Here is a 26,852-nt window from a genome sequence, read left to right on the forward strand (position 1 = left end):
TCGCGCATTGCCGAAAGGGGGAGCGAGTGCTATCTGCCTCGCAAACTTCTCATGCAAGGAGCCACCCTCACATGGCCAACGATTACATCGTCAAGGACATCAATCTCGCGGCATACGGACGCAAGGAACTGGATATCGCGGAAACCGAAATGCCGGGGTTGATGGCCTTGCGCAAGGAATATGGCGAGGCCAAGCCGCTCAAGGGCGCGCGCATCGTCGGAAGTCTGCACATGACCATTCAAACGGCCGTGCTGATCGAAACGCTGGTGGATCTGGGCGCTGATGTTCGTTGGGCGTCTTGCAACATTTTCTCGACGCAGGACCACGCGGCAGCGGCGATTGCCGCAGGGGGAACCCCGGTGTTTGCGATCAAGGGCCAGACCCTTGAGGAGCATTGGGACTATCTCGACAAATCCTTCCTGTTCGAAGACGGCCCGAACATGATCCTCGACGACGGCGGCGATGCGACGCTCTATGTCCTGCTCGGTGCGCGCGCCGAGGCTGGCGAAGACATCATCCCGGTCCCCGCCTCGGAAGAGGAAGCGGTGATCAAGGCACAGATTGCCAAGCGAATGAAGGCCAGCCCCGGTTGGTTCACAAAGGTCCGCGACCAGATCAAAGGCGTATCCGAGGAAACCACAACCGGCGTGCATCGTCTCTATGACCTGCACAAGAAGGGTCAATTGCCCTTCCCGGCGATCAACGTCAACGACTCTGTCACCAAGTCGAAATTCGACAACAAATACGGCTGCAAGGAAAGCCTTGTGGACGGTATCCGCCGCGCCACCGACACCATGATGGCAGGCAAGGTTGCCGTCGTCTGTGGCTATGGCGACGTGGGCAAAGGCTCTGCCGCGTCGCTGCGTGGCGCCGGTGCGCGCGTGAAAGTGACCGAAGTAGATCCGATTTGCGCCCTTCAGGCGGCGATGGACGGGTTCGAAGTGGTTGTGCTGGAGGATGTGATCGACAGCGCCGACATCTTCATCACCACCACCGGCAACAAGGACGTGATCCGCATCGAGCACATGCGCGCGATGAAGGATATGGCGATCGTCGGCAACATCGGCCATTTCGACAACGAAATTCAGGTTGCCGCCCTCAAGAACCACAAGTGGACCAATATCAAGGACCAGGTGGACATGATCGAGATGCCTTCGGGCAACCGGATCATTCTTTTGTCCGAAGGTCGCCTGTTGAACCTCGGCAACGCCACTGGCCATCCGTCGTTCGTTATGTCTGCGTCTTTCACCAATCAGGTGCTGGCGCAGATCGAGCTTTGGACCAAGGGCGATCAATACGAGAACCAGGTCTATGTCCTGCCTAAACACCTTGACGAGAAGGTGGCGCGACTTCACCTTGAGCGTATTGGAGTCAAGCTGACACAGCTGCGGCAGGATCAGGCGGATTACATCGGCGTAACCACCGATGGCCCGTTCAAGCCGGAGCATTACCGCTACTGATACATAGAGTCATAGGACAGGAACCCGATGTTGAAGAAGAGCTTTTTTGATGTCGGTGTCCTGGCCCTTGGCCTGGCACTCGGCCTGGGCGGCATCTCGGCGGCGCAGGCCAGGCCGAAAGTCACCGAAACGATCAAGACATATCCGGTGTCGTCCACGTCGCTTGCGGAGCTGGCGAAGGAAATGGACAAGAAAGGCCCAAAGGGATATTGGGCCTATACAGAGTGGTATGTGCGCTGGACCGGCGATTGCAAGCTGAGCGTCACGGTCGATATTATCCTGCCAAAGCACAAGAATCCTTCCAAGATGCCCGCCGACGTGCGCAAGAAATTCGATGCCATGCTTGTGGCCCTGACAGAGCATGAGCGCCAGCACGGACGTCATGGCATTGCCGCCGCACAAGAGATCGAAGCGGCGGGATGTTCGGGCGGTGATGGGATCATCAAGAAATACAACGCTGTCGACATCAAATTCGACAAGGTCACGGACCACGGGCGCAAAGAGGGTGTGACCCTGAATTAGGGACGTGTCGCGATCAACCGACGGTATCCCCAGGTTCTCGCCTCAGGGGAGCCTTGCTGAAAATTTCCCTTTGTCCGTGAAAAATCCCCGGCTATCGTGCCCAAGGCGTCATTTGTGAGGCTGGGTGTAACGACAAACCGGTCGGTTGCCGGGAAAATAGGGAGAGAATTGATGGGAAAGCGTGACGACCTGATCGCGAGATACGCAGACGATCTGCGCAACAAATGCGGGATGGAGCCAGATATGGACCTGCTGACCAAGGTGACGATTGGCTGCGGGCCGGCGATTTACAACGCAGATGCCTCAACCGTTGCGGGTGGCCAGCCGGCAGAGCTTGAGACGGTCAAGACGAATTTTCTCGTCAAGAAACTGGGCCTGGCTGATAGCCCGGCGCTGATGGACGCGATCAATCAGATGATCGAGACCTATGGCAAATCCGAGCGCAACAAATATCGCGCGGTGATCTACTACATGCTGACCAAGCATTTCGGCAAGGAAGCCGTCTATCGCTGAGGCGATGAGCCCACCGAGATTCAGAGCGCCCGCCCCTTGGCGGGTGTTCTTGTTTCTGGGTCAGGAATGCGTGCGCAAATCGCTCGTATCCAGCACCGGTGCCGCATCTATATCCTCGGCGTCCAGCAGGCTGGCGACCCGCTCGAGAGATGCCACAAGCTGCGCCTGTTCCCAATCCGCAAGAGCCTCGAACTTGCGCACATAACGCTGCTGAAGTGCGTCAGGCGCGCGTCGGATGGTCTCATGCCCTGCATCGGTGATCACGATATTGGTCTGGCGACGGTCCGTCTGGGACTTTTCGCGCGTCACCACGCCATGTTTCACCAGTTTATCCACCAGCGCCGTGATGGTCGCCTGGGACACGCGCATCTGTTGCGCGATGTGGGTTGCGGTGCAACTGCCCCGTTCCGCCACGATCTGCAGCACGCGGAACTGCACCGCCGTCAGCCCCGCAGCGGTGGCGAGCTTGCGCCCATAGATTTCGGTTGCGCGCAGGATGCGACGCAGGGCGATCAAGCTTTGGTCTGTGCGGTCCATCCGAGCCCCTCTTGTGATGGCTGTAATGGTCGCAAAGCTGTCGCTCAATTGCAATTTCATTCCTCCTGTGAAACTAATTTAGTTCGCTAATTAAATATATAGGGCATTTGACGCCGAAAATTAAGGTTTTTTCTCAAATTATGGCCCATTCACGCTATTTTCATCAGAAAGGTTGATTTATAAGCATACGCGTTATATTTAGTTAAGCGAAGCAAATGGAGAGGTCACTCAGCGATGCGACATGCGATGGAAATGTTTCGGAAAGCCCTGCCAACCCTGCGCAAGCCCTCGTCCGAGGATGGCGCGGCCATCTGGGAGCTGATTCAGGCCTGCAAGCCTCTCGATGAGAATTCGATGTATTGCAACCTGATCCAGTGCGATCATTTCCGCGACACCTGCATCGTGGCCGAGCTGGACGGCGAGATTGTCGGCTGGGTGTCAGGCTATATCCTGCCCGATGACCCCGAGACGTTCTTTGTCTGGCAAGTGGCCGTGTCGGAGAAGGCGCGGGGCACCGGCCTTGGTACGCTGATGCTGCGCGGGCTGTTGTCGCGTGACATCTGCAAGGATGTGACCCGTGTGCAAACCACGATTACCCGCGACAACGCCGCAAGTTGGGCGCTTTTCCGCAAGTTCAGCGACCTGAACGACGGCGAATTGTCGAGCACGCCGTATTTCTCCAAGTCGCTGCATTTCAACGATCTGCACGACACCGAATACATGGTCACCATCGCCATGAAAGAGCGGATGAAGAAGGCGGCCTGACCCTCAGGCCCCTGCCCGCCTATTTCCCAATCACATGAAGGAACACGTTATGACGACTGACATGTCAGCCGACCTGGAAATTTTTGCCCGCCGCGAGAGCGAGGCACGCAGCTATTGCCGCAGCTTCCCGACCGCCTTTGTCAAGGCGCAGGGGTCTGAGATGACCGATGCGCAGGGCAACACTTATATCGACTTTCTCGCCGGGTGCTCGTCGCTCAACTACGGGCACAATGACCCGGACATGAAGGAAGCCCTGATCGCGCACATCACGGCCGATGGGGTCACCCACGGTCTCGACATGCACACAGGCGCCAAGGCCGAGTTCCTGCGCGCGTTCGAAGACATCATCCTCAAACCGCGCGGCATGGATTACAAGGTGATGATGACCGGGCCCACAGGCACCAACGCGGTCGAGGCCGCAATGAAACTGGCGCGCAAGGTCACGGGGCGGCGCAATATCATTGCCTTTACCAACGGATTTCACGGCATGACCATGGGTGCGCTCAGCTGCACCGGCAACGCTGGCAAGCGCGCGGGCGCGGGTGGTGGATCGCTCTGCGGCACCACGCACATGCCTTACGAGGGTGCCTTTGGGCCCGACGTGGACAGCCTGCGCATCATCGAGGAAATGCTGGGCAATCCGTCGAGCGGCGTCGATGCGCCGGCCGCCTTCATCATCGAACCGGTGCAGGGCGAGGGTGGGCTGAATGCCGCCTCCACCGCCTTCATGCAGGGTGTCGCCCGGCTGGCCAAAGAGCATGGCGCGCTGCTGATCGTCGATGACATCCAGGCCGGGTGCGGACGCACTGGCACCTTCTTCAGCTTTGAAGAGATGGGCATTGAGCCGGATCTTATCCCGATGGCCAAGAGCTTTTCGGGGATGGGCCTGCCCTTTGCCGCGCTCCTGATCAAACCCGAGCATGACATCTGGGGCCCGGCCGAGCATAATGGCACCTTCCGTGGCAACACCCATGCCTTTGTCACGGCGCGTGTGGCGATCGAAAAATTCTGGGCGGATGATGCGTTCCAGAAATCCATCGCCGCCAAGTCGGAAATCCTGCGCGACGCACTCATGCGGATTGCCGATGCTATTCCCGGCTCCTCTCTCAAGGGGCGCGGCATGATGCAGGGGGTCGATGTGGGCTGTGGCACGCTCGCTGCGGCGATATGCGCCCGCGCTTTTGAAAAGGGGCTCATCATCGAGACCTCGGGCGCCCATGACGAGGTGGTCAAGGTGCTGGCCGCGCTGACGACGCCTGAAGCGACCTTGAAAAAGGGCCTGGACATCCTCGAAGCGGCGGCGCGTGAGGTGACACAAACACAAAAACTTGCAGCGGAGTAACAGCAATGATTGTCAGAGACTTCAACAAGATCGTCAAAGACGAGCGCGAGCGCGTCGTCTCGGACGCGCAGTGGTCGAGCGTGCGGATGCTTCTGGCCGACGACGGGATGGGGTTTTCTTTCCACATCACGTTTCTTGAGCCGGGTTCGGAACATACGTTCGAATACAAGAACCACTTCGAGAGCGTCTATTGCATGCAGGGCAAAGGCTCGATCACGGATATTGCCACGGGCGAAACGCACGAGATCAAGCCGGGTGTGATGTATGCGCTCGACAAGCATGATCGCCACATTCTGCGCGCCGAAGAAGAGCTGGTCATGGCCTGCTGCTTCAACCCGCCGGTGACAGGCAAAGAGGTGCATCAGGCCGACGGCTCTTACGCGCTGGAAAGCGCCTGACAAGAGGGTCCGGGCAGCAGCCCGGATAAGAGGACTATGACATTTCCAGATCACACCGTCGAAAAGATCGGCGGCACATCCATGAGCCGTGTAAACGAGCTTCTCGACACGCTCTTTATCGGGACCCGCGAGGGCGGCGCGCTCTATCACCGTATCTTCGTGGTCTCGGCCTTTGGCGGGATCACCAACAAGCTGCTGGAGCACAAGAAATCCGGCACACCGGGGGTCTATGCGCGCTTTGCCAACGGGGATGACGATCACGGCTGGCTGGACGCGCTGACCGAGGTGGGCGCGGCGATGCGCGCCGCACATGGCGACATCCTCGACAATCCAGGCGACCGCAGCATGGCGGACGAATTCGTGCGCGAGCGGATCGAAGGCGCGCGCTCGTGCCTCTTCGATCTGCAACGGCTGTGCTCTTATGGTCATTTCCGCCTGAGCGATCACATGCTGGTCATCCGCGAACTGTTGTCCGGTCTGGGCGAATCCCATTCGGCCTTTGTCACCACGCTTTTGTTGCAGCGGGCAGGTGTGAATGCGCGGTTCATCGACCTCAGCGGCTGGCGCGACGAAAGCGAGCATAGCCTGTCCGAACGCATCGAGGCGGGCCTGCGTGACGTGGACCTCTCCAGCGAAATGCCGATTGTCACCGGCTATGCGCAATGCACCGAAGGGCTCATGCGAGAGTTCGACCGGGGGTATTCCGAAGTGACATTCGCTACTCTGGCCGCCTACACCGGCGCGAAAGAAGCGATCATCCACAAAGAGTTCCACCTGTCCTCTGCCGATCCCAAGCTCGTGGGCGAAGAGGCGGTGCGCAAGCTGGGCCACACCAACTATGACGTGGCGGATCAGCTCTCGAATCTCGGGATGGAGGCGATTCATCCCAAGGCCGCCAAGACCCTGCGTCAGGCGGATGTGGCACTTCGGGTGACGAATGCGTTTGACCCCGGTGATCCCGGAACGCTGATTGACGATCAGCCGACCGATACCCCAAGTGTCGAGATTGTGACTGGCCTCAAAGTCGTGGCGCTCGAGCTTTTCGAACAGGATATGGTGGGCGTCAAAGGCTATGACGCGGCCATTCTCGAGGCGCTCAAGCGGCACAATGTCTGGATCGTGTCCAAGACATCGAACGCCAATACGATCACGCATTATGTGCAGGCATCGCTCAAGGTGGTGCGGCGCGTGGCGCGGGATTTGGAAGAGATATACCCCTCGGCCAAGGTCTCGGCCCGCACGCTATCGCTCGTGTCGCCCATCGGGCGTGATCTGAGCGGTCTGCGCGTGCTGAGCCGGGGGCTCGCGGCGCTGGAAGAGGCGGGCATCGAGGTGATCGCCGCGCATCAGACTCCGCGCAGCGTCGATGTGCAATTCGTCCTTGCCGCAAAAGAGATGGAGGCAGGCATCACCGCGCTGCACCGGGCGCTGATCGAAAGCACGGTGGCGCACCTCCCTAGAAAGGCCGCCTGAGCGCGGCCGATCCACCGGGTGCGCTGAGCACAATTTGAAACGAATGCGCGGCAGTCTCTGTTTGGAGAGGCCGCGCATTTCGCGTATGGTGGGATTGTTCGGGCCAGTATGGCCGAGACCTGATCAAGTTACACGTGTGGTGCGTAGGGAGCACGTGGGGAACGGAGGGTGTCGGCATAGGCTGGCATCCTCCGTTTGGGTCTTTCACAGGCGCTATCTGCTCCGCGTCAGTTCCAGAAACACATCCTGCAAATCCGCCTGTTCGGTTTTCACATCGCGGATGGTGATTCCTGCGGCACGGACAGCGGCAAGCACAGCTTCGGCAGGCGTCGCCCCGGATTTGTAGGAAATCGCCAGCGCGCCATCGCTGCGTCGCGTGACCGTAAGACCCTCACCCTGTGGCAGAAGCTCCGTAGGTTTGTCGGGCTGAATGATCATCGTCTTGGCATCCAGCCGGCCCAAGAGATTGGCGGTACTGTCACGCGCCACGACCTCGCCCAGATTGATGATAGCGATCTCGTCACACATTTCCTCGGCCTCTTCGAGGTAATGGGTGGTGAGAATGATGGTCATGCCCTGCTGGTTCAGCCGCCGCACATTTTCCCACAGCATCTGGCGCAATTCGATGTCCACACCGGCGGTCGGTTCGTCCAGCACGAGGATATGTGGATGATGCACCAGCGCCTTGCCCAGCAAAAGCCTGCGCCGCATACCCCCCGAAAGCGTGCGCGCATAGGCCTCGGCCTTGTCCTCCAGCCCGATCAGGCGCAGGATCTCGTCGCTGCGGCGTTCGCGCCGGGGCACGCCGTAAAGCCCCGCCTGCACTTCGAGCGCGCCGCGCGGCGTGAAGAACGGATCGAGGTTCAGTTCCTGCGGCATGACTCCGATCGAGGCGCGGCTCTGACGCGGGTTGCGGTCCTGGTCAAAGCCCCAGATCGTCACCTGCCCCGCGGTTTTGATCACCAGCCCCGCCAGAATGTTGATCAGCGTCGATTTGCCCGCCCCATTCGGCCCCAACAAGCCGAAAACCGACCCCTGCGGCACATCAAGGTCGATGCCCTTGAGCGCCTCTTTGGCGGGGCTGTTGCGCCCACCGCCATAAGTCTTGGTCAATCCGCGGATTTCAATGGCATTGGACGCCATGCTGCTCTTGCCCCTCGGCTTGTGTTCACTCATATTCGCACCTAGTGGAAAGCACGGCAAAAGGAAACGCCCCGATGGTAACGCAGGCCCCCGAAACCCGCATTGTGGACAGCTATCGTGTCGCCTGCGACGGGGGCGAAGGCGCCTTGGGCCATCCCCGCGTCTGGCTGCAGATCCCTCATGAGACGGGATTTGTCGAATGTCCCTATTGCGATGCCAAGCTGGTCCACAAGGATTTCGAGGGCAAGGTCTGAGCCATCGACCGGGCGCCCGGATCGGGCGTTGGGATATGAGTATTTACGCCAAGAAGAAGCCTGATCGGGAGGGCAATCCATGTCATTCGGAAAAGGCTGTCACCTGCATCTGATCGACGGCTCGTCGTTCATCTTTCGCGCCTATCATGCGCTGCCGCCGCTCACCCGCAAATCCGACGGGCTGCCCATCGGGGCGGTGTCCGGCTTTTGCAACATGCTGCAACGCTATGTCGAAGGCAACAACGGCCATGACGCGCCCACGCATGTGGCGGTGATCTTTGACAAGGGCAGCCATACGTTCCGAAACGAGCTCTACCCCGATTACAAGGCCAACCGAGAGGCGATGCCCGAAGATCTGCGCCCGCAGATTCCACTGACGCGTGAGGCCACGCGCGCCTTCAACATCGCCTGCGAGGAAAAAGAGGGATTTGAGGCCGATGACATCATCGCCACGCTCGCCTGTCAGGCGCGCGATCTGGGTGGACGGGTCACGATCATCAGCTCTGACAAGGACCTGATGCAGCTTGTCGGCGACGGGGTCGAGATGCTGGATGCGATGAAGAACCGGCGCATTGATGTCGAGGGCGTGCGCGAGAAATTCGGCGTGGCCCCGGACCGGGTGGTCGATGTGCAAGCCTTGGCCGGGGACAGCGTCGACAACGTGCCCGGGGCGCCGGGGATCGGGATCAAGACGGCGGCGCTCTTGATCAACGAGTTCGGCTCGCTCGAGGCGCTGCTCGACCGCGCCGAAGAAATCAAACAGCCCAAGCGGCGCGATACACTCATTGAGAAGCGCGCGCAGATCGAGATGTCCAAGCGCCTGGTGCAGTTGGATTGCAAGACACCGCTCGACTTTACACTCGACGATCTCGAAGTCCGCGATCCCGATCCCGAGGTCTTGTTGGGTTTTCTGGCGCAGATGGAGTTTCGCACCCTGTCGAAACGCATTGCCGAGGCCTTGGGCAAGGAGGCTCCGACCATTCCCGAGCCTGTCGCGCGACCCTCGGATGACACGCCCGAACAAACGGCCGATTGGCCCGCAATAGAGCCTGATACATACCACTGTGTGTCGGATCGCGCAGCGCTGGACGCCTGGATCGCCACCATCCGCGCCCAGGGCTATGTCGCCTTCGATACCGAGACCACCTCGCTCAACGAGATGCAGGCCGATCTGGTGGGGATTTCGCTGGCCACGGCACCGGGCCAGGCCTGTTACATCCCGCTGGCGCACAAGGACGGGACGGCGGATGACCTCTTTGGCTCGGACAAGCGGGCCGAGGGGCAATTGCCGCTGGAGGAGGTTCTGAAGGCCCTCAAACCCGTGCTCGAGGATGAGGCCATCCTCAAGATCGGGCAGAACATGAAATATGACGCCAAGGTTCTGGCCGCCCATGGCATCACCGTGGCCCCCATCGACGACACCATGCTGATGTCCTACGCGCTGCATGCCGGTCTGCATGGGCATAGCATGGACACACTCTCGGAGCGCTATCTGAGCCATAGTCCGATTCCGATCAAATCCCTGCTGGGCAGCGGCAAATCCGCCGTCACCTTTGACCGCGTGCCGGTCGCCGAGGCGGTCAAATATGCCGCCGAGGATGCCGATATCACGCTGCGCCTCTGGCTGACGTTCAAGCCGCAATTGCACCGTGCCCAGGTCACCACAGTCTACGAGACGCTGGAGCGCCCGTTGGTGCCGGTTCTGGCGCGGATGGAGCGGCACGGCGTCTTGGTCGACCGCGACACGCTGCGCGCCATGTCGGGCAAGTTCGCGCAGAAGATGGCAGCGCTCGAATCCGAGATTCACGAATTGGCGGGGCGCAGCTTCAACGTCGGATCACCCAAACAGTTGGGTGAGATTCTCTTTGACGAAATGGGTTTGCCGGGCGGGGAGAAGGGCAAGACAGGCGCCTATGCCACTGGTGCCGACGTGCTGGAGGATCTGGCAACCGAGCATGATCTGCCGGCGCGCGTGCTGGACTGGCGGCAGTTGAGCAAGCTCAAGTCCACCTACACCGACGCGCTTCAGGATCACATCGACCCGGACACAGGCCGGGTGCACACCTCCTATCTGCAAACCGGGGCCAGCACGGGGCGGTTTTCGTCATCCGATCCCAATCTGCAGAATATCCCCGTGCGCAGCGAAGAGGGGCGGCGCATCCGCGAGGCCTTTGTCGCCGCGCCCGGCAACCGGCTGGTCAGTCTCGATTACAGCCAGATCGAGCTTCGAATTCTGGCGCATATCGCAGGAATAGAAACACTCAAGCAAGCGTTCCGCGACGGGCATGACATCCACGCCATGACCGCGTCAGAAATGTTCAACGTGCCGCTTGACCAGATGACGCCCGAGATTCGGCGACAGGCCAAGGCGATCAATTTCGGGGTGATCTATGGCATCTCCGGCTTTGGTCTTGCGCGCAACCTGCGCATCCCCAGAGGCGAGGCGCAGGGATTCATCGACCGCTACTTCGAACGGTTCCCGGGCATCAAGGATTACATGGACGCCACCATCGCCTTTGCCAAGGATCACGGCTATGTCCAGACGCTGTTCGGGCGGAAAATCCATACGCCCGAGATCGCCGCCAAGGGCCCGCGCGCCGGGTTCGCCCGCCGCGCCGCGATCAACGCGCCGATACAAGGCACGGCAGCAGACATCATCCGCCGCGCCATGATCCGCATGCCCGAGGCAATCGAGGGGCTGCCCTGCAAGATGCTCTTGCAGGTCCATGACGAACTGATCTTTGAGGTGGCCGAGGCCAGCGTCGAGCGCCTGATCGACGCCGCACGCACGGTCATGCAGGGCGCGGCCCACCCCGCAGTGCACCTCGACGTGCCGCTCGTGGTGGATGCAGGCCATGGCAAAAACTGGGCCGAGGCCCACTAAGCGCCTTTGCGCGAATCTGGCATCAGCTGGACTGGTGTGGGCTGGATTTCCGACAGAAACGATCCCCTCGGGGATAGTGGTGCCCAGGAGAGAATTATCGGTGGCGGAGACGCGATTTCCGCCGCCCTGAAAAAGCTCCCACTTCTTCGGCACTTGGAGCTTAATCGGGTCGAAAAACCAAGGATGACCCGCGGCTCCGTTGTGTGGCAAACTGTGGAGCAAAATTTCCATGAGCGTATCCAATTGTGTCGACGGCGTCGAGCGCCGCGGCAGTATCTACTACCTGCGCTGGCGGGTTCCTGCGGAGTTCCGCACCGTAGAGTCCCGGACTGAGATCAATCAGTCCTTGAAGACCTGCGACGAAGCAGAGGCGAGAGCTGCTGCCTTCCTGAAAAAGAACGCGCTTCGAAAGCTTTGGAAGGCCCGCCTGCTGCAAGCAAACGAGGGCCCCTCGGCAGAGGCTTTCGAAGCTGCGGTGGCGCTGCTTGACGACCTTCAGCTACCCTATATTCCGGTCCAAGGCCTCTTGGCCGGGCCGCTCGAGGAGCTGGTCGCCAGGATCGAGAAGCTCGATGGCATTTCTGCAGACTCGCCCGTAATACCTGCGGCACTCGGGGTCTGCGACGTCCCCCATATAAAGATCCGCGATATGCCAAAGATCATGGAGGAGCGATGGGAGCACAAGGTGAAAGGGAAGCACCAGGATCAGATGCGGCAATGGCGCAACCGCTACAAGCACGCCGCACGGATCTTCTCTGAGGTCGTCTCGAACAAGAACGTGCATGAGATCACCGAGGACGACGCACGGCGATACTACAATCATTGGCAAAATAGAGTGAATTCCGGGAGCATCTCGGATGACCAGGCCATCAAGCGCCTTCGCTATCTGAGGCAAATGATTGCCGAGTTTCATGAGCTTGCAGGGACACTTCCGAGCCAGATTTTCAATCCGGTCGCCGGGTTCAAGATCAAACCGAGGCCGAAGAAGGAAAGATCCTCGAACCAAGGAGGGAAGCCCGCGCTTCCCGTCGCATGGGTGCGAGACCTTGTCAGCGGCAGACTGACCGAAGCGATCGAAACCGATGAGCGCGTCGATATCGGGATTGTCGCTGCCGAAACGGGATGTCGGCAGACTGAGATCGTTCACGTTCCGCCCGAGGACATCATCCTCAACCATCCTATCCCACACTTACGTATTAGGTATGTCGAAGAGGGAGAGCACGCCCGCGACATCAAGAATCTCGCATCCATCAGGCTCGTTCCGCTCCTCGGCGCTGCACTCGAAGTAATGCGTCGCCATCCCGAGGGTTTCTACCGTTATCGATCTAAAGGCAGCTTCTCAGGTGACATCAATAAATTCATGAGGGACAATGGGCTCTTCCCCCCGCATCCCGAAGGTGGAAAGCGCTATACCTTCGGCGGCACGAGGCACACGTGGGAAGAACGCGGTCGGGCTGCAGGCATGACAAATGAGGAACGCGCATTTCTCCTCGGCCATTCCGTCGGCAAGCTTCGTGGACGCCCGGTCTATGGCGACGGGCCGGAACTCAGGCTTCGCGCACTTTATGCCGAGCTGGTCGCCTTCCCCACGGACACGTGGCAACCGCGCCCACACGCAGAGATTTGGAGCCTTATCGAGGCCGAATTCAAGGCCCAGGGGTACCGGGTCGAGTAAGCCTTTTCCGATCATTTCGAAACGATCCGACCTCCTCCGCAGGAAAGAGGAAGGATCGTTTCATGACCCAAGAAAGGCTCGAAGCCGCATACAAGAGAATCTTGGAAATCCTCCGCGCCCGACCGGAGGATGGTCGCAAGCTCGTGCCTATCGCGCAGCACTTGGAACGCGAGCTTCAGGCTATCCGGAGCGAGGAATACGATTACGAACGCTACATGCGAATGGGAGCCTGAGAGATGGGATTTCTGCTCGCGCGGAGCTTTCACGTCTCAGCTTCAGGGCCGACGAGGGTCCTACAAACTGCCGCCGCATAGGTGGTTCCCCGCCGTGATTTTTGGGACTCGAGCTACCGACGCGACCGGCCCAAACCAGCCATGGCCGCTGTCGTCAATCGCTGCGCTGCAGCTTCACCAGACCGGACTTTCACTGCAGATGCATGATCTCGGTGCCATCGACCTCACAGCTTGCAGCAAAGCCTGCCGTTCGGCCAACGGCCGTGAAGGTCTGCTTCCCACCCGTTAGCAGACTTTAGGAGGCGCTTGTACACAAAAACGCACACTGGACGCCGTAACACCTTGATAGCGAATCAAAATCGCTCCTTGGGTTTAATTCAAGACCGACGCGATTGCCGAACGGAGTGGCCGAACCCGGGGGGCTGACATCCAACGTCTACACCCTCTGCTGCCATCATTTCCTACCCGACAGTCACACCAAAGATTGTGCCGACTGCCGCTGTCGCGGCCATCGCGAGGGCGCCCCAGAGCGTGACCCTGGCGGCCCCTCGCGCGACGCCAGCGCCGCCCGCCGAGGCGCCCAGTCCACCGAGAACCGCGAGGCCAATGATCGTCGATGCTGCCACCAAGAGCGCGATCAACGTTTCCGGCACGAGCAGCACCACGATCAGTGGAAGCACCGCGCCGACGGCAAAAGTCAGCGCCGAAACCAATGCCGCCTGGACCGGGCGGGCCGTCACGGTCTCGGAAATGCCCAGCTCGTCGCGCGCATGCGACCCAAGCGCGTCTCGCTCGGTCAGTTGAACCGCGACCTTCTCGGCCAGATCCCGATCAAGACCTCGATCGACATAGATCAGGGTTAGTTCCTCAAGCTCAGCCTCCGGTGTTTCCTCAAGTTCGCGCGTTTCGCGCGCAAGGTCGGCTTGCTCGGCGTCGGTCTGGGAACTGACTGACACGTACTCGCCTGCAGCCATCGACATCGCACCGGCCACGAGCCCGGCCAACCCCGCGATCAGGACCTCGGGCTTTTCGGACCCCGCTGCGGCGACGCCGACGATAAGGCTCGCGGTCGAGACGAGACCGTCATTGGCCCCAAGTACGGCCGCCCGCAGCCAGCCGATGCGGTGCACCATGTGGATTTCGGAATGCGAGAGACGGCTCATGGCGTGGCTCCTTGAACAATGTCGGCCTGCCCTGACGTTGCGGGCTGTGGTTTGGCCATAGCAGGCTCATGCGGCACAATGCGCAGCGCCCGCAGGGCGTTGAGGATCACGGCGACGTCTATCACCTCCTGTAGAAGCGCTCCCTGCACAGGGGTGAGGTAGCCGAAGGCGGCGGCAATCATGCCAAGAACCGAAAGGCCGATCCCGGCGACAACACTTTCGACGGCGATCCGCCGGGACGCGCGGGCGATCTCGATGCCGGGCCCAAGCCGGTCGATCCGGTCGACAAGCAGCACCACGTCAGCGGCCTCGGCGGAGGCAGCGGCGCCCCGAGCACCCATGGCCACACCGACATCGGCTGCCGCGAGTGCCGGCGCGTCGTTCACGCCGTCGCCCACCATCATGACGGGTCCGTGCTTGCGCTCTGTGAGAACAAGGAGAACTTTCTGATCCGGCGTCAGCCCGGCGCGCAGACCGTCGAGACCCAGCCCCTCGGTCACGCGCTCGGCCACATCTGCGCGGTCGCCTGTGGCCAACAGGATACGCCCGATACCCTCGCGGCGCAGACCTTCCAGCATGACGCCCGCGCCCTCGCGCAATGGGTCGGACATCACCAGATGCCCGACCATGTGTCCATCGACCGCTACGGCGACAAGGACCGATCCGGCGCTCTTGGCGGTGGCGGGGTGATCGCCCGTCATCCGCCCAACCCGGGACGCCACGAAACCGTCGCCGCCGACGATCACGCTGCGGCCCTCGACATGGCCCACGACCCCTTCCCCCGGAAACTCGGCAACCTCGGACGGCACGGGCAGCGTTAAGCCCTGCGCCTTCGCGGCGGCGACGACGGCCTGTGCCACTGGGTGCTTGGAGGCCTGATCGAGGGATGCCGCAAAGAGCAGGATGTCGTCCTCGTCCATGCCATCCGCACTATTTATCGACACGATCTTCGGGCGGCCATCCGTCAGCGTTCCGGTTTTGTCGAGGATGAGCGTGCGGATCCGCGCCATCGTTTCGAGTGGCCCCGCGCCCTTGATCAGCACGCCGAAATGCGCGGCTCGCGACAGGCCCGCGACCAGCGCCACAGGAACGGCGAGGATCAGCGGACAGGGCGTCGCCACGACCAGAACGGCGACGGCCCGGATGGGGTCGCCGGTGAACCACCAGGCAGCGAAGGCTATGGTCACGGTGACGGCCAGGAATCCCAGAGACCATCGGTCGGCCAGCCGTGACATCGGTGCCTTGGACGCCTGCGCCTCCTCGACCAGTCTGACGATTCCGGCATAGGTGCTGTCCTTGGCCTCGCGGGTCGCCGTGACGTCGAAAGCCTCGCCTGCATTGGTAGAGCCGCTCATGGCCTCGGCCCCGCGTGCAAGCCGCACCGGTAGCGACTCGCCGGTCAGCGCCGAAGTATCGACAAAGGCCGCGTCAGAGGCCACCGTGCCGTCCACCGGCACCACGTCGCCCTGACGGATCAGCAGCCGATCGCCGGGAGCGATTTCCTCAAGCGGTATATCTTCGAGGCCGCCATTGCGATGCCGTGTCGCTGTCCGCGGAACTCGGGACAACAGGTCGTGCATCTCGTGCCGGGCGCGGCCTTCTGCGAAGCTTTCGAGGAAGGTGCCACCGGAATACATCACCGCGACGACCGCCGCGGCGAGAGTCTCACCGAAGACGAGCGCGGCAGTCATCGACAGCGCTGCGACGATATCGAGGCCCACCTCGCCGCGTCCAATGCTGCGCAGGATCTCGACTGTGAGCGCGGCAAGGGCTGGAACAACCCCGGCGAACCAGACGATGTTCGCGATGTCGCGCCTGCCAGCGAAATAGAATGCAAGACCCGCGATCAGACCAATCACGGCCAGAAGCAGAATTGCGGTCTTGAAGCGATCGGTGCGGGTCTGGTCCATTCGGCTTATCTCCCCTCTGCTGGGGTCATCGCCGCTGGCTCTTCGGAAAAAAGTCGTCCGACTCCTACGCCCCTCGCGCTCCCTGCATCATCGCGCAGGAGGAACAGGGCGTCGAGCCCTTGTTTTCTTGCGAGTTTCGCTCCTTTGTCGAGACCGAGCACCATAAGCACCGTTGCCCAGGCATCGGCCTCGGCACAGCTGCGGGCAACGACGGTGACGGAGGCAGGCGACGCGATCAGCGGCGCGCCGCGTCTCGGATCCATTGTGTGCGAGAGACGGCGACCCTGCACCTCGACCCAGTGGCGGTAGTCGCCCGAGGTCGCGACGGCCGCGTCCTGCAGCGCGAGGATTGAATGCGGCCTTCGGCGCTCGGAGTCCGGCGCCTCGACCGCGATGGTCCAGGCCTCGCCGTCTGGCCGCACACCCATCGCCCGCATCTCGCCGTCAATCCCTATGAGTCCGGCGGAAATCCCATGATCGCGCAGGGTCTCGGCCAGGCGGTCGACGCCATAACCCTTGGCGATACCGTTGAGGTCGAGCGCGACGGGCGCGGTCTTGCGAACGTGGTCGCCGTCGAACTCCAGGACTTCATGCGCCGGGCAACGAGGGTTTTTCATCGCTGCGCGGATGCCATCCGGCGTGACGTCTCCTGGCCCGAAGCCCCAAGCTTTAACCGCGTCGCCCATGCCGATATCGAAGGCCCCGCCGGAGGCGCGCCCGATCTCCAGGCCGAGGCGTATCACCTCGCGCAATCGCGCGGGAACAGCGATCCATTCGCCGACCGGCGCCGCATTGAGCCGCATCAGGTGGCTATCGGGTTTCCAGGTGGACATCTGTGCGTCCACCTCATCGACAGCCGCCTGAAGCGCCACGCGGACCGTGGCCGGGTCGAAGTCCGGTTCCGCGAAGAACAGCGTGGACCAGCGTGTGCCCATGGTCGGTCCGTTCAGCGCGACCTTCACCAGCTCAGTAGACATCTTCGACATACCGCCCCTCCGCCTTCAGGACTGCCGGCGTGAGCCCGGCCGGCGCGAGGATCTCGGCCAGCGTATCGGCCACGCCCGCCGCCATTTCACGACCGCCGCAGACCATCACGCGCGCCCCGTCACGGATCAGTCTGGTGACCTGGGCCGCGTCGTCCCGCAACGCGTCCTGCACGTAGTGCGGATGCTCCACCCGCGAGACCGCCATGACCAGACGCACCAGGCGTTCCTCATCCTGCCAGGCGGGCAGTTCCTCGCCGTAGAAGAAATCGCTTTTGGGATGCCGCATCCCGAAGAAGAGGTGGATGGGCCTGCGGCGCGTGTTGCCGCGCACAAAACCCGCGAGCGGCCCGATGCCGGTCCCCGCGCCGATCAGGATCAGCGGTGCCCGGCTCGGCCCCGGACGGAAGCCAGGGTTGCGGCGGAGGAAGGCGGTGACCGTATCGCCCGGCTCCAGGGCCGTGAGCTGACCCGAGCAGAGACCGCCGGGGTGCTTTTTCACGACGATCTCGATGAAGCCGTCGCAGCGCGCGGAGGCGAGCGAATAGAGCCGCGGGACGGCGCTTCCTTCCGGCAGGACGCCGATCAGGTCACCGGCCTCGAACCGCGCGAAGCCCGCCCCGACCAGCCGCTGCCAGAGCGTGACGCGCGGAAGCGCGAAGCGGAGGATCGCGGTCGGGGCCTGCACCTCGGCGCCGTAGTCGCGGCGCGAGACGAGGGTCAACGTTTCAGTTTTCGGCAAGACGGGCTGGTGCGACAGCTCGAGGTCGATCCTGAGAGCGTCGCCCAGTGCGCGGCCCCAGCGGGCGAAATCCTGCGGCGATTGGCGGTCGACGGTTTCGAGCGGAAGAAGCTCGGGCCAGCCCTTCGCCTGCGCCGCTGCTGCGACGTCCTTGGCGAAGGCGCAAAAGGCTGGAAAGCTGCGGTCGCCGAAGCCAAGCACCGCAATGGGCATGTCTGGCACCCGATCGAACGCGTTCAGCCGATCGAGAAAGCCCTTCGCTGAGGCGGGCGCCGCCCCGTCGCCGTAAGTCGCGGCGAGCAGGATGATCCGCTCGGCCCTCGTGTAGCGCTCTGGCGCAAAGCCCGACATCGGGCCGACATGGACGCTCTGCCCGGCTTGCGTCAGCGCGGCATGAAGCGTCGCGGCAAAGCCCCAGGTGCTTCCCCCCTCGCTGCCGACGAGCAGGATCGTCCCGGCGCGGCCTGCGGGCTGGTTGCCCCGGATGCGCGGCCGCGCGCGCCGCCCGGCGAGCCAGATCAGGACGCCGGTAGCGCCCATCGCGGGCACGCCGAGCGCCATGAGCCCGAGCACGAGACCGAGCACCGCCGCACCCTGTCCGGTGTGCAGCATGTAGATCGTCTCGGAGACGCGCTCCCATCCGGTCAGGTCGGCCCAGGCCAGGAGGGCACCGTCGCCCTGATCGAGATATCCGGTGCCCCGGTCGGTCTTGAGCGTGAAGACATCCGTGGTGTCCCCGGGATAGGGAAAGCTCAGCTCGCGCAGGTCTGCGACTGGTATTTCGCTCAGACCGGCAAGGCGGTCGAGCGCAACGCCCGTCTCATTGCTCACCTCGGCCGGAAAGGCCGGCGGGGCTCCGCCATCGGGAAGCAGGTCGAAGGTCGACGCCGTCATCCACAAAGCCGTAGTCGAGGAAAGCAGAAGGCCAACCACGGCGATCCGGGCGATTTCGACGTGAAGACGACCAGCGAGCGGTCCGCGCAGAGGCGCAAACCAGTGCCGCCATCCGCCCGTCCGGCGCGCGACCAGTGCCGCTCCGGAAAGGGAGAGGACCAGCATCGCGGCCGCCCCTGCAGCCATGGCGATGCGCCCGCCGTCGCCCAGAAACAACGAGCGATGCAGGTTGGTAATCCAGCGTTCAACTTGATTGGGATCAGCCGAGGCCACGCCCTCACCCGTGGCGGGGTCGATCACGGCGGCGCCCGGCGTGCCTTGATCGAACCAGTAGGCGGTGATCTGTCCCGATGGCGACCGGCGGATCTGCTCGACGCCCGGATAGACCAACTGGATGCGATCCGCGAGAGTGGCGACCGTCAGTTCGGTCTCTGCCTGTGGCGCGGCAAGCCGCTCGGCCGCAGGAAAGACAGACAGCGCCGCGCCACTCAAGCTGAGGATGGTGACGAGCACGAGGGCCAGCAGACCCGGCCAGCGATGGAGTGCACGGATCATGGCCCTCACTCCTCACATGTCGTAGGCGAAGCTGGCGACGTAGCGGCGCCCGGGCACAGAAGTCCCCGCACCGTCGGTCGTGAGTGGCACCGCCACCTCGTTCGGACTGTCGCGCATATCCTCGACGGCTGCGTCGATGTGAAGCGTGTACCCCGCATCGAACAGCGCATCGGCGAGGTCGAGAGTGATCTCCAGCGTGCGGCCCGCGCCAATGCTGGCGCCGGTGATGCCGTTCACTTGCGCGGTGTCGCCACCCGTGGCGCGGTACCAGTCGGTCAGATGCTCGTAGTATTTGGACTTGCCGCCAGCCATCCAGAGACTGCCGACATAGGCTCCAGAGGTATCTGTGACGTAGAGCGCAAGATAGGCGCCGTCGCCGCCGTAATTATTGAGCGTTGCGGTCAGTGTCACCGGCCGCGCCATGGCGAGGCTGGGGAGCGTTAGCGCGGTGGTGAGAGCGAGCGTTGCGAGAAGCGATTTCATCGGATGTATCCTTATTCGGAGAGGGGCTGCGGAGTGGTTCAGTTCACCTGAACCTGCGGCGGGGCACCGTTCCCGAAAAGGCCGTTCTTCGGCGGTGCGACGGTGCCCGCGGGCGCGGGATTGCGGGCGCCACCGCGACAGTCATCATCGTCATCATCGTCATCGTCATCGTCATCATCGTCATCGTCATCGTCGTCATCGTCATCGTCGTCGCAGTCGTCGTCATCATCGTCGCCATAGCGGCTCCGCGAGCCGTTACGGTAGCGGTCATCGTCATCGTCGTCGTCGCTTGCAAGAATGAGCGGCATCGCTTGCGCGCGCTCTTCGAAGAACGCAGTGAACGGCCGAAGGCCGCCGTCGGGCGCCTGCATCGCGCTCCAGGCAGGGACGCCGATCGCTGTCGTCAACGCGGTTGTGGCGGCGAGAAATGTCAGGGTCTTTTTCATGGCAGGGTCTCCTTTCGTCTGCTGAGGACAATCTGGAGAGCCGACCTGAGGGTTTCCTGACAGCGCGGCAGTTTCCGCTTCAGCTTGCTGTCAGGAAAGAAAAAGACCCCGCCGATCAGGGCGGGGCCAGGTTCGGCCGATGGGACGATCGACCTTGGGGGACTCCTCCGGTCAGGCGATGTCGCCCGGCTCGGGCGCACGTTTGGTACCGGTGACCATGGACCGCGCAAGGTTTTCGCGATGCCGGAACGAGGTCAGAACCACGCCGCCTATATGTACCGCGATCAGCAGAAGCATCAGGTTGGCAAGGGTTTCGTGCACCTCCCCCACTGCGCTTTCACCGCCTTCACCATATTCTGAGCGTTCGTCGCCATCCTCGTCGGCCCAGGCTGTCGCCACGATCTGCGGAACATCGGGCAGCATCGCCATGCGGGTCTCATCCTCCATCAGCCACCCCGTGAAAGCGGTTCCCGACAGGGCGATCAGCAGTGCTACGACCATCACAGCACCTGCGGGATTGTGGCCCAGATAGCGGCGCTCACGACCACCTACCATGTCGCTGAGATACCGGACTGTCGCCGACGGCCCTTTAAGAAACTGGGAAAAGCGGGCATAGCGGCTTCCGACAAATCCCCAGATCAGACGGAAGGCCACCAGCCCGGCAACGACGTATCCCGCCACCTCATGGACCGTCGAGAGCTCTTCGGCGCTCAGGTATGCCACCACGAAGGCCACCACGAGCCCCCAGTGGAAAATCCGCACCAGCGGGTCCCAGACGCGGACCGGACCATCGGCATCATGTCTTCCGGCCTCGCCTTCGGTCGCATAGGTTTCAGTCATCGTCGTCATCCTCGTACTCGAATTCAATGATTTGCAGATTCGACGGGTGCACCGTCACCTCGATCCGGCGGCCCTCGGCGTCGCGGCCGTCAATTTCATAGCAGCCGTCGTCGATCTTGATGCGCCGCACGGTCCAGCCGTTCTCTTCGGCCAGTCGAGTGACGGCATCGCGCGGTTGCCAATCGGCCATCGGCACAAAGCAATCATCGTCCGCCAGTGCGGAGCCGGCCGGGAACACCGCGAGAAAGCCGAGAATTGTCAATGTCTTCTTCATAGGCCAAACTCCTCATGGGGCGCGTCTCGTTGCAAGGTATGCGCCACGAAGCTGACAGCAGGCTGAAGAAGTTCATCCGCGCGCGTAAGCTTTGCGTCAGCCGTAGCCGCCAAAAGAAGGTTAGGGACAAAAGGAAAGAACAAATATGCGCATCCTGCTGATCGAGGACGACACGGTTCTGGGAGCCGCAGTGCGCGACCAGATTGCCGCCGATGGCCAATCGGTGGACTGGGTCACGCGCCTCGATACGGCCGGCGATGCGGTGAGGGTCACGTCCTATGACCTGATGCTCCTGGATCTGATGCTTCCGGATGGCCGGGGCATCGGGTTCCTCAAAGGCCTGCGCGCGCGGGGAGATGTGACCCCGGTCATCATCCTGACCGCGCTCGACCAGGTCTCGGATCGGATCGAAGGGCTGAACGTGGGCGCCGACGATTACCTCGTGAAGCCCTTCGACCTTGCCGAGCTGTCTGCCCGGATCGGCTCTGTCGCCCGGCGTTACAGCGGCAACCCGAATCCCATCCTCACCCATGGGTCATTGGACATCGACCTTGCTGCACGCAGTGTTCACCGCGACGGCAAGCCCGTTGCGCTGACGGCCCGCGAATGGGCGCTGTTCGACGCCTTCCTCGCCCGGCCCGGTCAGCTGCTGTCAAAGGCGCAACTGGAGGAGAGGCTCTACGCCTTTGACGCCGAGGTGGAGAGCAACACGATCGAGGTCCATGTCAGCCGCCTGCGCAAAAAGCTCGGGAGCGAGGTCATTGAGACCGAGCGCGGCATGGGCTACCGCCTGGGCAAACCATGAGGTGGCCCGCGAGCCTCATGGCGCGGCTGGCCCTGTCGGTCGGCCTTGTGCTGACGGTACTTTGGCTGCTCGCTGCGAGCGTCACCGGCGTGATTGTCCGGGGCGAGATGGACGAAGTCTTCGACAGTGCCCTGCGCGAGACCGCTGAGCGGATCCTGCCGCTGGCCGTGACCGACATTGTCGGACGGGAAGATGAGGGGGTAACGCAACGGCTCGCCCCGATCCGGGAACACGACGAGTTCTTTACGTATCTCGTCCGCGATGCCGAAGGGCGCGTCCTGCTGCAATCCCATGCGGCGGACCCCGCTGTGTTTCCGCCCTATGACGGGCCGGGGTTTCGGCAGACCGCCACCCATCGCCTCTACGGTGACGCAGCGCTTCAAGGGACGATCCGCATCACTGTGGCCGAACCGCTGGCACATCGTGCGTCGACCGCGCGTGAAATCCAGATGGGCCTTAGTCTGCCGCTGCTGATCGTCCTGCCGGTCGCCTTGACTGCGATCATCCTTGCTGTCCGTTTCAGCCTCGACCCGTTGCGCCGGTTCCGGGTGCGGCTGGAGTCGCGCGGCGCGCGCGACCTTTCAGAGGTTCCCGCTGACGATCTGCCAAGGGAGATCGGGCCACTGGCCGACACGCTGAACAGCCTGCTGGGCAGGTTGCGCGATGCGTTCGAGGCCGAGCGCAGCTTTGCTGCGAATGCCGCGCACGAGCTTCGAACGCCGCTCGCGGGTGCCATTGCGCAGGCGCAGCGGCTCCGCTCGGAGACGCGCGACCCGGCCATTGACGCCCGGGCGGCCGATATCGAGGCGTCCCTAAAGCGGCTGACGCGGCTTTCCGAACGGCTCATGCAACTTGCGCGGGCCGAAGGCGGGCGCCTTCGGATGGACCAAAGCGCGGATCTTCGCTCCGTCGTGCGGATTGTGGTGGACGATATCGGACGCGCGGGCACGCCGGGCCGCATCGTGCTGACACTGCCGGAAACGGCCGTCATGTCGGACATTGACCCCGACGCCTTCGCCATCCTCTGCCGGAATCTCCTGGAAAATGCCCTTCGCCATGGCGAGGAAAATGCTCCGGTTGACATGACGCTGACGGCGGAGGGGCGGCTTGTCGTCGCGAATGATGGTCCTGTTCTCTCCCGTGACACCCTTGACCGCCTCACCGCCCGTTTTGAGCGTGCAAGTGCAAGCACCGACGGCAGTGGGCTGGGCCTCGCCATCGTCGCCGCCATCGCGAACCGGATCGGTAGTCCGCTCAGCTTGGCATCTCCGCGTCCGGGCAGGTCTTCCGGTTTCGAGGCCTCCATCAAGCTACCGGCAGCCCCCGCCGGAGACCTCGCGCAAGGCATGATGCAAAGGGAGTGACAATTCGAGGAGCATCAGCACCTTCGCGCTTGCTGGCATGTTACCGCATAATCGCTCACCATCAGTACGATCGCCGAGCCATGCAGCAACGAGGCCGGTGCTTTGGCCACCCAAGCCCCAGAACCGCTTAATCAAAAGACTTTCCGCCGCCCACGCAACACAATGCCGATTTGCGCGATCGAAGCATCTACACAAACTGCCCTTCGACGTCCGTCGAAATACTGAATACTCGCTTAAATCGACACTATCCATCACGAGTTAGATGCAAAGATCGTTTTCGCATGACCGCTTCCACCGGCTTTCAGACGTCGGTTCAAATCGCCGCATTGGTCAATCCAGGCTCCGGTCAGCCTTGCGACCGCGCAGAAAAATTCGCGGTGCAACGCAATCTGAATGTCAGCTCTCAATGAAGCTGCCGCGTCGCATCGCGGTTGCAGCGAACTTCCGGAATCCGCCGTGACTGCGGGAACGTCACGAACGGCCCGGAGCCGACCTCCGCAGTCAGTTGCGACGCTGCAACGCAGCTTCCCCAGACCGGTCATTCATGCCTCGCGCGGCATTTTGAGATCCGAGTGGCGGCAATGCGGGACTTTCCTAACGTCCGGCCTGACGTTGCCGATTGCTACTATCGGCTCAGAACATCCAATTGGCGCGCTTCTGGACCGCCTGACCCATCGCATGCGTATCATGAAAATCAACCGCGAGAGCTTTCGTTAGCGTCAAAGCAGAAAAGCCCAAACCTGAAATCCACAAACCAAGACTGGAAGTGCTGGCCTTCGGCCAGCGAGCCTTGGCACGGGTCAGCTATTTGGTAAGCACACGCGCCAAGGTGCCGCAAACTCCTAACTGAGCTGGTCAATTTCACCCACTGGGAAACGGACCCTTTTTGCGCCGGGACTGACACTTTCAGCTAAGGATCAGCCACCCAACCAATTCGCTTGCCATGGTCTCCTCTGATTATCCTTTTGTGCTGGATACGTACATGTGGTACCGGCAACGCCAGCGGGTCGGTGGAGCGAAAGGCAGAAAATGACCGGTTGTTCATGGCAAGTCTGGCGGCCCACATGCACGATCTTTGTGGTTGTCGCGCTATCTACTTTCGTGACGTCCATCCCCGTGTCGGCGCAGGACGTGAGCATGTTGGCACCGTCCGTGGTGCGAGCGAAAGCGAAAGCCGAATTTTCCAGCAGCCTGGCCGGAACGATTGTAGCCTTGCCTTTCAAAGAAGGTAGTGCCTTTTCCAAAGGGGACGTTCTGGCAACGCTGGATTGTGCGGTGCAGCGCGCTCAAGCCGAGGCGGCGGCGGCCGATTATCAGGCTGCCCGCGCTGATTTCGATGCGCGCGAGGCATTGCTCGCGCGTGGCGGGCTGGGCCGCGTTCAGGTCGATGTTGCAAAGGCCCAGGCAGCAGCCGCGCGCGCGCGTCAGCGCTTGGCCGAGGCAGTCATCGAGGGCTGCGAGGTAAAGGCGCCTTTTGACGGACGGATCGTCGAGGTTTCGGTCAACGAATTCGAATATGTCGAACCTTCCCAACCATTGTTGAGCATTGTTTCGACGGAACGCCCCGAGGTGGAGATCAGCGCGCCGTCGGTCTGGTTGCGTCGAATCGAAGTCGGCTCTACCGGCACTGTGCGCTTTGACGAAGCGGCTGACAGTTTCCAGATCCAGATTACGGGCATCGGTGCAACCGTCGATCCGATCAGCGCAACGATAAGGCTGACGGCAGCTTTCAAAGGCAGCGTCAATGGCATCCTTCCAGGAATGTCCGGACGGGCAAGTTTTGAATGAACGACCAGGCAAGACCCTCCAGGTCCGAAAACCGAACTGTCAGCCAGCATCGCGTCCCTGACGATGCGGCGGCGCAAAGGGCCTCGAAAGACACCGCAGCTTTGCTGAAAGTGTTGCAGCTGGATGCCGATCTGCGGCGGATCGAAACCGAGCGTGAGCTGGTCTACTATCTGGCGAACGAGACGCGTTCCGTCCTCGGTTTCCGTCAGGCGTTCGTGTTGCGCAAGCGTCGTGGCTGGTCACTGGAAGCGGTCTCGTCGGTGACGAGCTTTGATCGCAACGCACCGATCAACCGGCAGATCCGTCAGTTCGTATCAAACCTCTCGAAAAGGCCGGACGCGGGCACGGTGCAGCGCCTTCGACTGGATGCGGATGACCGGCTGGACGTCCTGTGCCAACACATGTTCCTGAATGCCGTGTGGATGCCGTTCAAGACGCGCCAGGGCAGGGTTTTTGCCGGCTTGCTTGTTCTGCATGAGAAGGATTGGTCCGAAGGTGCGGTGCCGCTACTTGAGCGCGTTGCAGAAGCCGGGGCACATGCCTGGTGGGCGCTCAAGGGCCAGGCGCTTACGCGTCGCCGCTGGCTGCCGAGCCGGATCGCCATGCCGATTGTTCTGCTTTTCCTCTTGGCGGCAGGCTTCTGGCAGGCACCTTTGACGGTTCTCGCCCCAGTCGAGGTCAGCGGCCGACAAAGCGCCGCGGTATCGGTGCCGATGGAGGGCGTGGTCGACAGTGTTGAGGTTACGCCAAACCAGCGTGTCACGGCCGGAACTGTCTTGGTTCGCCTGGAAGATACCGAATTACGCAACGCGCTTGCGATTGCCGAACGGAAAGTCACGGTGGCGGGCGCCCGGCTGGCGCAATTGCAGAACGCATCTTTTTCCGATCGTACCGCAGCACGTGAATTGAAAGTAGCGGAAGCGGAGCTTGCTTTGGCCCGAGCCGAAAGGGCGTTGGCGCAAGAACGGTTGGCTCGGACAGAAATCGTGGCCGACATGGATGGGATCGCTGTATTTGATGACGCGCAGGCGCTGAGTGGACGACCCGTCAGCGTGGGCGACAAGCTAATGGAGGTCGTTTCGCCCGACAGTCTGGAATTCACCATCCGGCTGCCGGTGATCGACAACATAGCCCTCGACGAAGGCAATAAGGTCCGGATTTTTCTCGATGGCGATCCTCTCAGCCCCATCGAGGCGACACTGTCGCAGACGAGTTATCGCGCGGTAAGTCAGCCGGATGGCAGCTTTGCCTATACGCTCACCGCGCGGATGCAGGATGACGCCGAATTGCAGCAGGTTCGCATCGGAGCCTATGGAACCGCCCAGCTTTATGGCGAGCATCACAGCATCCATTACATCGTTTTTCGCCGCCCGCTCAGCTGGTTGCGCCAGACTTTCGGAGTGTAG

26 protein-coding genes are annotated in these 26,852 nt (G+C 61.9%); 16 read left to right on the forward strand and 10 right to left on the reverse strand.

The annotated features are described in order from the left end of the window. Positions 1-71 precede the first annotated feature (71 nt). From ahcY to MVC20_RS17170, 3 genes are all read left to right on the forward strand, one after another. Entirely contained in the window at positions 72-1,460 is a 1,389-nt protein-coding gene (gene ahcY, locus MVC20_RS17160) for an adenosylhomocysteinase (protein WP_297543596.1), read from the forward strand. A gap of 27 nt (positions 1,461-1,487) precedes the next feature. Continuing rightward, the gene (locus MVC20_RS17165) at positions 1,488-1,982 is read left to right on the forward strand and encodes a DUF922 domain-containing protein (RefSeq protein ID WP_297543598.1); all 495 of its coding nucleotides are present in this window, start codon (positions 1,488-1,490) and stop codon (positions 1,980-1,982) included. Positions 1,983-2,153: 171 nt separating this feature from the next. Continuing rightward, positions 2,154-2,495, forward strand: a complete 342-nt coding sequence (locus MVC20_RS17170; RefSeq protein ID WP_297543600.1) for a DUF2853 family protein — start codon at positions 2,154-2,156, stop codon at positions 2,493-2,495. 60 nt (positions 2,496-2,555) lie between these two features. Here MVC20_RS17170 and MVC20_RS17175 read toward each other — a convergent pair whose 3' ends face one another. Next, positions 2,556-3,032 (reverse strand): MarR family transcriptional regulator, encoded by a 477-nt coding sequence (locus MVC20_RS17175; RefSeq protein ID WP_297543602.1) that lies wholly within the window; start codon positions 3,030-3,032, stop codon positions 2,556-2,558. A 246-nt stretch (positions 3,033-3,278) separates the two neighbouring features. Between MVC20_RS17175 and ectA the strand changes: the two genes are divergently transcribed. From ectA to MVC20_RS17195, 4 genes are all read left to right on the forward strand, one after another. Further along, positions 3,279-3,797, forward strand: coding sequence for a diaminobutyrate acetyltransferase (gene ectA / locus MVC20_RS17180; RefSeq protein WP_037276821.1), 519 nt, complete (start codon positions 3,279-3,281; stop codon positions 3,795-3,797). Positions 3,798-3,858: 61 nt separating this feature from the next. After that, a complete protein-coding gene (gene ectB / locus MVC20_RS17185; RefSeq protein WP_297543604.1) occupies positions 3,859-5,139 on the forward strand; it encodes a diaminobutyrate--2-oxoglutarate transaminase in 1,281 nt (426 codons plus the stop codon). 5 nt (positions 5,140-5,144) lie between these two features. After that, positions 5,145-5,537 (forward strand): ectoine synthase, encoded by a 393-nt coding sequence (locus MVC20_RS17190; RefSeq protein WP_297543606.1) that lies wholly within the window; start codon positions 5,145-5,147, stop codon positions 5,535-5,537. A 36-nt stretch (positions 5,538-5,573) separates the two neighbouring features. Continuing rightward, on the forward strand, positions 5,574-7,010 hold the full coding sequence (locus MVC20_RS17195; protein WP_297543609.1) for an aspartate kinase: 1,437 nt from the start codon (positions 5,574-5,576) through the stop codon (positions 7,008-7,010). A gap of 213 nt (positions 7,011-7,223) precedes the next feature. Here MVC20_RS17195 and MVC20_RS17200 read toward each other — a convergent pair whose 3' ends face one another. After that, a complete protein-coding gene (locus MVC20_RS17200; RefSeq protein ID WP_297543611.1) occupies positions 7,224-8,153 on the reverse strand; it encodes an ABC transporter ATP-binding protein in 930 nt (309 codons plus the stop codon). A gap of 74 nt (positions 8,154-8,227) precedes the next feature. On the opposite strand from MVC20_RS17200, the gene MVC20_RS17205 reads away from it, so the two are divergent. The 4 genes from MVC20_RS17205 to MVC20_RS17220 all read left to right on the forward strand — a co-directional run bounded on the left by MVC20_RS17205 (position 8,228) and on the right by MVC20_RS17220 (position 13,199). Then, positions 8,228-8,407 carry a zinc-finger domain-containing protein gene (locus MVC20_RS17205; protein WP_037276823.1) on the forward strand — a complete coding sequence of 60 codons (180 nt, stop codon included), beginning with the start codon at positions 8,228-8,230 and terminating at the stop codon, positions 8,405-8,407. Between the two features lie 79 nt (positions 8,408-8,486). Then, positions 8,487-11,291: a DNA polymerase I gene (gene polA / locus MVC20_RS17210; RefSeq protein WP_297543614.1), complete on the forward strand. Its 2,805-nt coding sequence runs from the start codon at positions 8,487-8,489 to the stop codon at positions 11,289-11,291. Between the two features lie 229 nt (positions 11,292-11,520). Next, positions 11,521-12,966: a DUF6538 domain-containing protein gene (locus tag MVC20_RS17215; protein WP_297543616.1), complete on the forward strand. Its 1,446-nt coding sequence runs from the start codon at positions 11,521-11,523 to the stop codon at positions 12,964-12,966. A 62-nt stretch (positions 12,967-13,028) separates the two neighbouring features. After that, a complete protein-coding gene (locus MVC20_RS17220; protein ID WP_297543618.1) occupies positions 13,029-13,199 on the forward strand; it encodes a hypothetical protein in 171 nt (56 codons plus the stop codon). Positions 13,200-13,660: 461 nt separating this feature from the next. On the opposite strand, the gene MVC20_RS17225 is transcribed toward MVC20_RS17220, so the two are convergent. From MVC20_RS17225 to MVC20_RS17260, 8 genes are all read right to left on the reverse strand, one after another. Further along, entirely contained in the window at positions 13,661-14,362 is a 702-nt protein-coding gene (locus tag MVC20_RS17225; RefSeq protein WP_078572358.1) for a VIT1/CCC1 transporter family protein, read from the reverse strand. Then, complete coding sequence (locus MVC20_RS17230) at positions 14,359-16,272, reverse strand: heavy metal translocating P-type ATPase (RefSeq protein WP_088726623.1); 1,914 nt, start codon at positions 16,270-16,272, stop codon at positions 14,359-14,361. The genes MVC20_RS17225 and MVC20_RS17230 overlap by 4 nt, the downstream gene beginning before the upstream one ends. A 5-nt stretch (positions 16,273-16,277) precedes the next feature. Continuing rightward, positions 16,278-17,258 (reverse strand): FAD:protein FMN transferase, encoded by a 981-nt coding sequence (locus MVC20_RS17235; RefSeq protein ID WP_038147442.1) that lies wholly within the window; start codon positions 17,256-17,258, stop codon positions 16,278-16,280. Further along, the gene (locus MVC20_RS17240; RefSeq protein ID WP_078572356.1) at positions 17,239-19,446 is read right to left on the reverse strand and encodes a PepSY domain-containing protein; all 2,208 of its coding nucleotides are present in this window, start codon (positions 19,444-19,446) and stop codon (positions 17,239-17,241) included. Before MVC20_RS17240 ends, MVC20_RS17235 begins: the two co-directional genes overlap by 20 nt. Before the next feature lie 12 nt (positions 19,447-19,458). Beyond that, complete coding sequence (locus tag MVC20_RS17245) at positions 19,459-19,929, reverse strand: DUF2271 domain-containing protein (RefSeq protein ID WP_078572355.1); 471 nt, start codon at positions 19,927-19,929, stop codon at positions 19,459-19,461. Between the two features lie 38 nt (positions 19,930-19,967). Beyond that, positions 19,968-20,375 carry a hypothetical protein gene (locus MVC20_RS17250; protein WP_107817729.1) on the reverse strand — a complete coding sequence of 136 codons (408 nt, stop codon included), beginning with the start codon at positions 20,373-20,375 and terminating at the stop codon, positions 19,968-19,970. A 171-nt stretch (positions 20,376-20,546) separates the two neighbouring features. Next, positions 20,547-21,215, reverse strand: coding sequence for a cytochrome b/b6 domain-containing protein (locus MVC20_RS17255; protein WP_078572353.1), 669 nt, complete (start codon positions 21,213-21,215; stop codon positions 20,547-20,549). Next, entirely contained in the window at positions 21,208-21,489 is a 282-nt protein-coding gene (locus tag MVC20_RS17260) for a PepSY domain-containing protein (RefSeq protein WP_078572352.1), read from the reverse strand. The genes MVC20_RS17255 and MVC20_RS17260 overlap by 8 nt, the downstream gene beginning before the upstream one ends. Before the next feature lie 145 nt (positions 21,490-21,634). On the opposite strand from MVC20_RS17260, the gene MVC20_RS17265 reads away from it, so the two are divergent. From MVC20_RS17265 to MVC20_RS17285, 5 genes are all read left to right on the forward strand, one after another. Beyond that, complete coding sequence (locus tag MVC20_RS17265; protein WP_078572351.1) at positions 21,635-22,294, forward strand: response regulator transcription factor; 660 nt, start codon at positions 21,635-21,637, stop codon at positions 22,292-22,294. Beyond that, on the forward strand, positions 22,291-23,658 hold the full coding sequence (locus MVC20_RS17270) for an ATP-binding protein (RefSeq protein ID WP_078572350.1): 1,368 nt from the start codon (positions 22,291-22,293) through the stop codon (positions 23,656-23,658). Before MVC20_RS17265 ends, MVC20_RS17270 begins: the two co-directional genes overlap by 4 nt. A gap of 281 nt (positions 23,659-23,939) precedes the next feature. Then, positions 23,940-24,068 (forward strand): hypothetical protein, encoded by a 129-nt coding sequence (locus tag MVC20_RS17275; RefSeq protein WP_274840669.1) that lies wholly within the window; start codon positions 23,940-23,942, stop codon positions 24,066-24,068. 619 nt (positions 24,069-24,687) lie between these two features. After that, entirely contained in the window at positions 24,688-25,446 is a 759-nt protein-coding gene (locus MVC20_RS17280) for an efflux RND transporter periplasmic adaptor subunit (protein WP_297543631.1), read from the forward strand. Further along, positions 25,443-26,852 carry an HlyD family efflux transporter periplasmic adaptor subunit gene (locus tag MVC20_RS17285; protein ID WP_297543632.1) on the forward strand — a complete coding sequence of 470 codons (1,410 nt, stop codon included), beginning with the start codon at positions 25,443-25,445 and terminating at the stop codon, positions 26,850-26,852. The genes MVC20_RS17280 and MVC20_RS17285 overlap by 4 nt, the downstream gene beginning before the upstream one ends.

Source organism: Roseovarius sp. (assembly GCF_027019125.1).
In the GTDB taxonomy this organism is placed as follows: Bacteria; Pseudomonadota; Alphaproteobacteria; order Rhodobacterales; family Rhodobacteraceae; genus Roseovarius.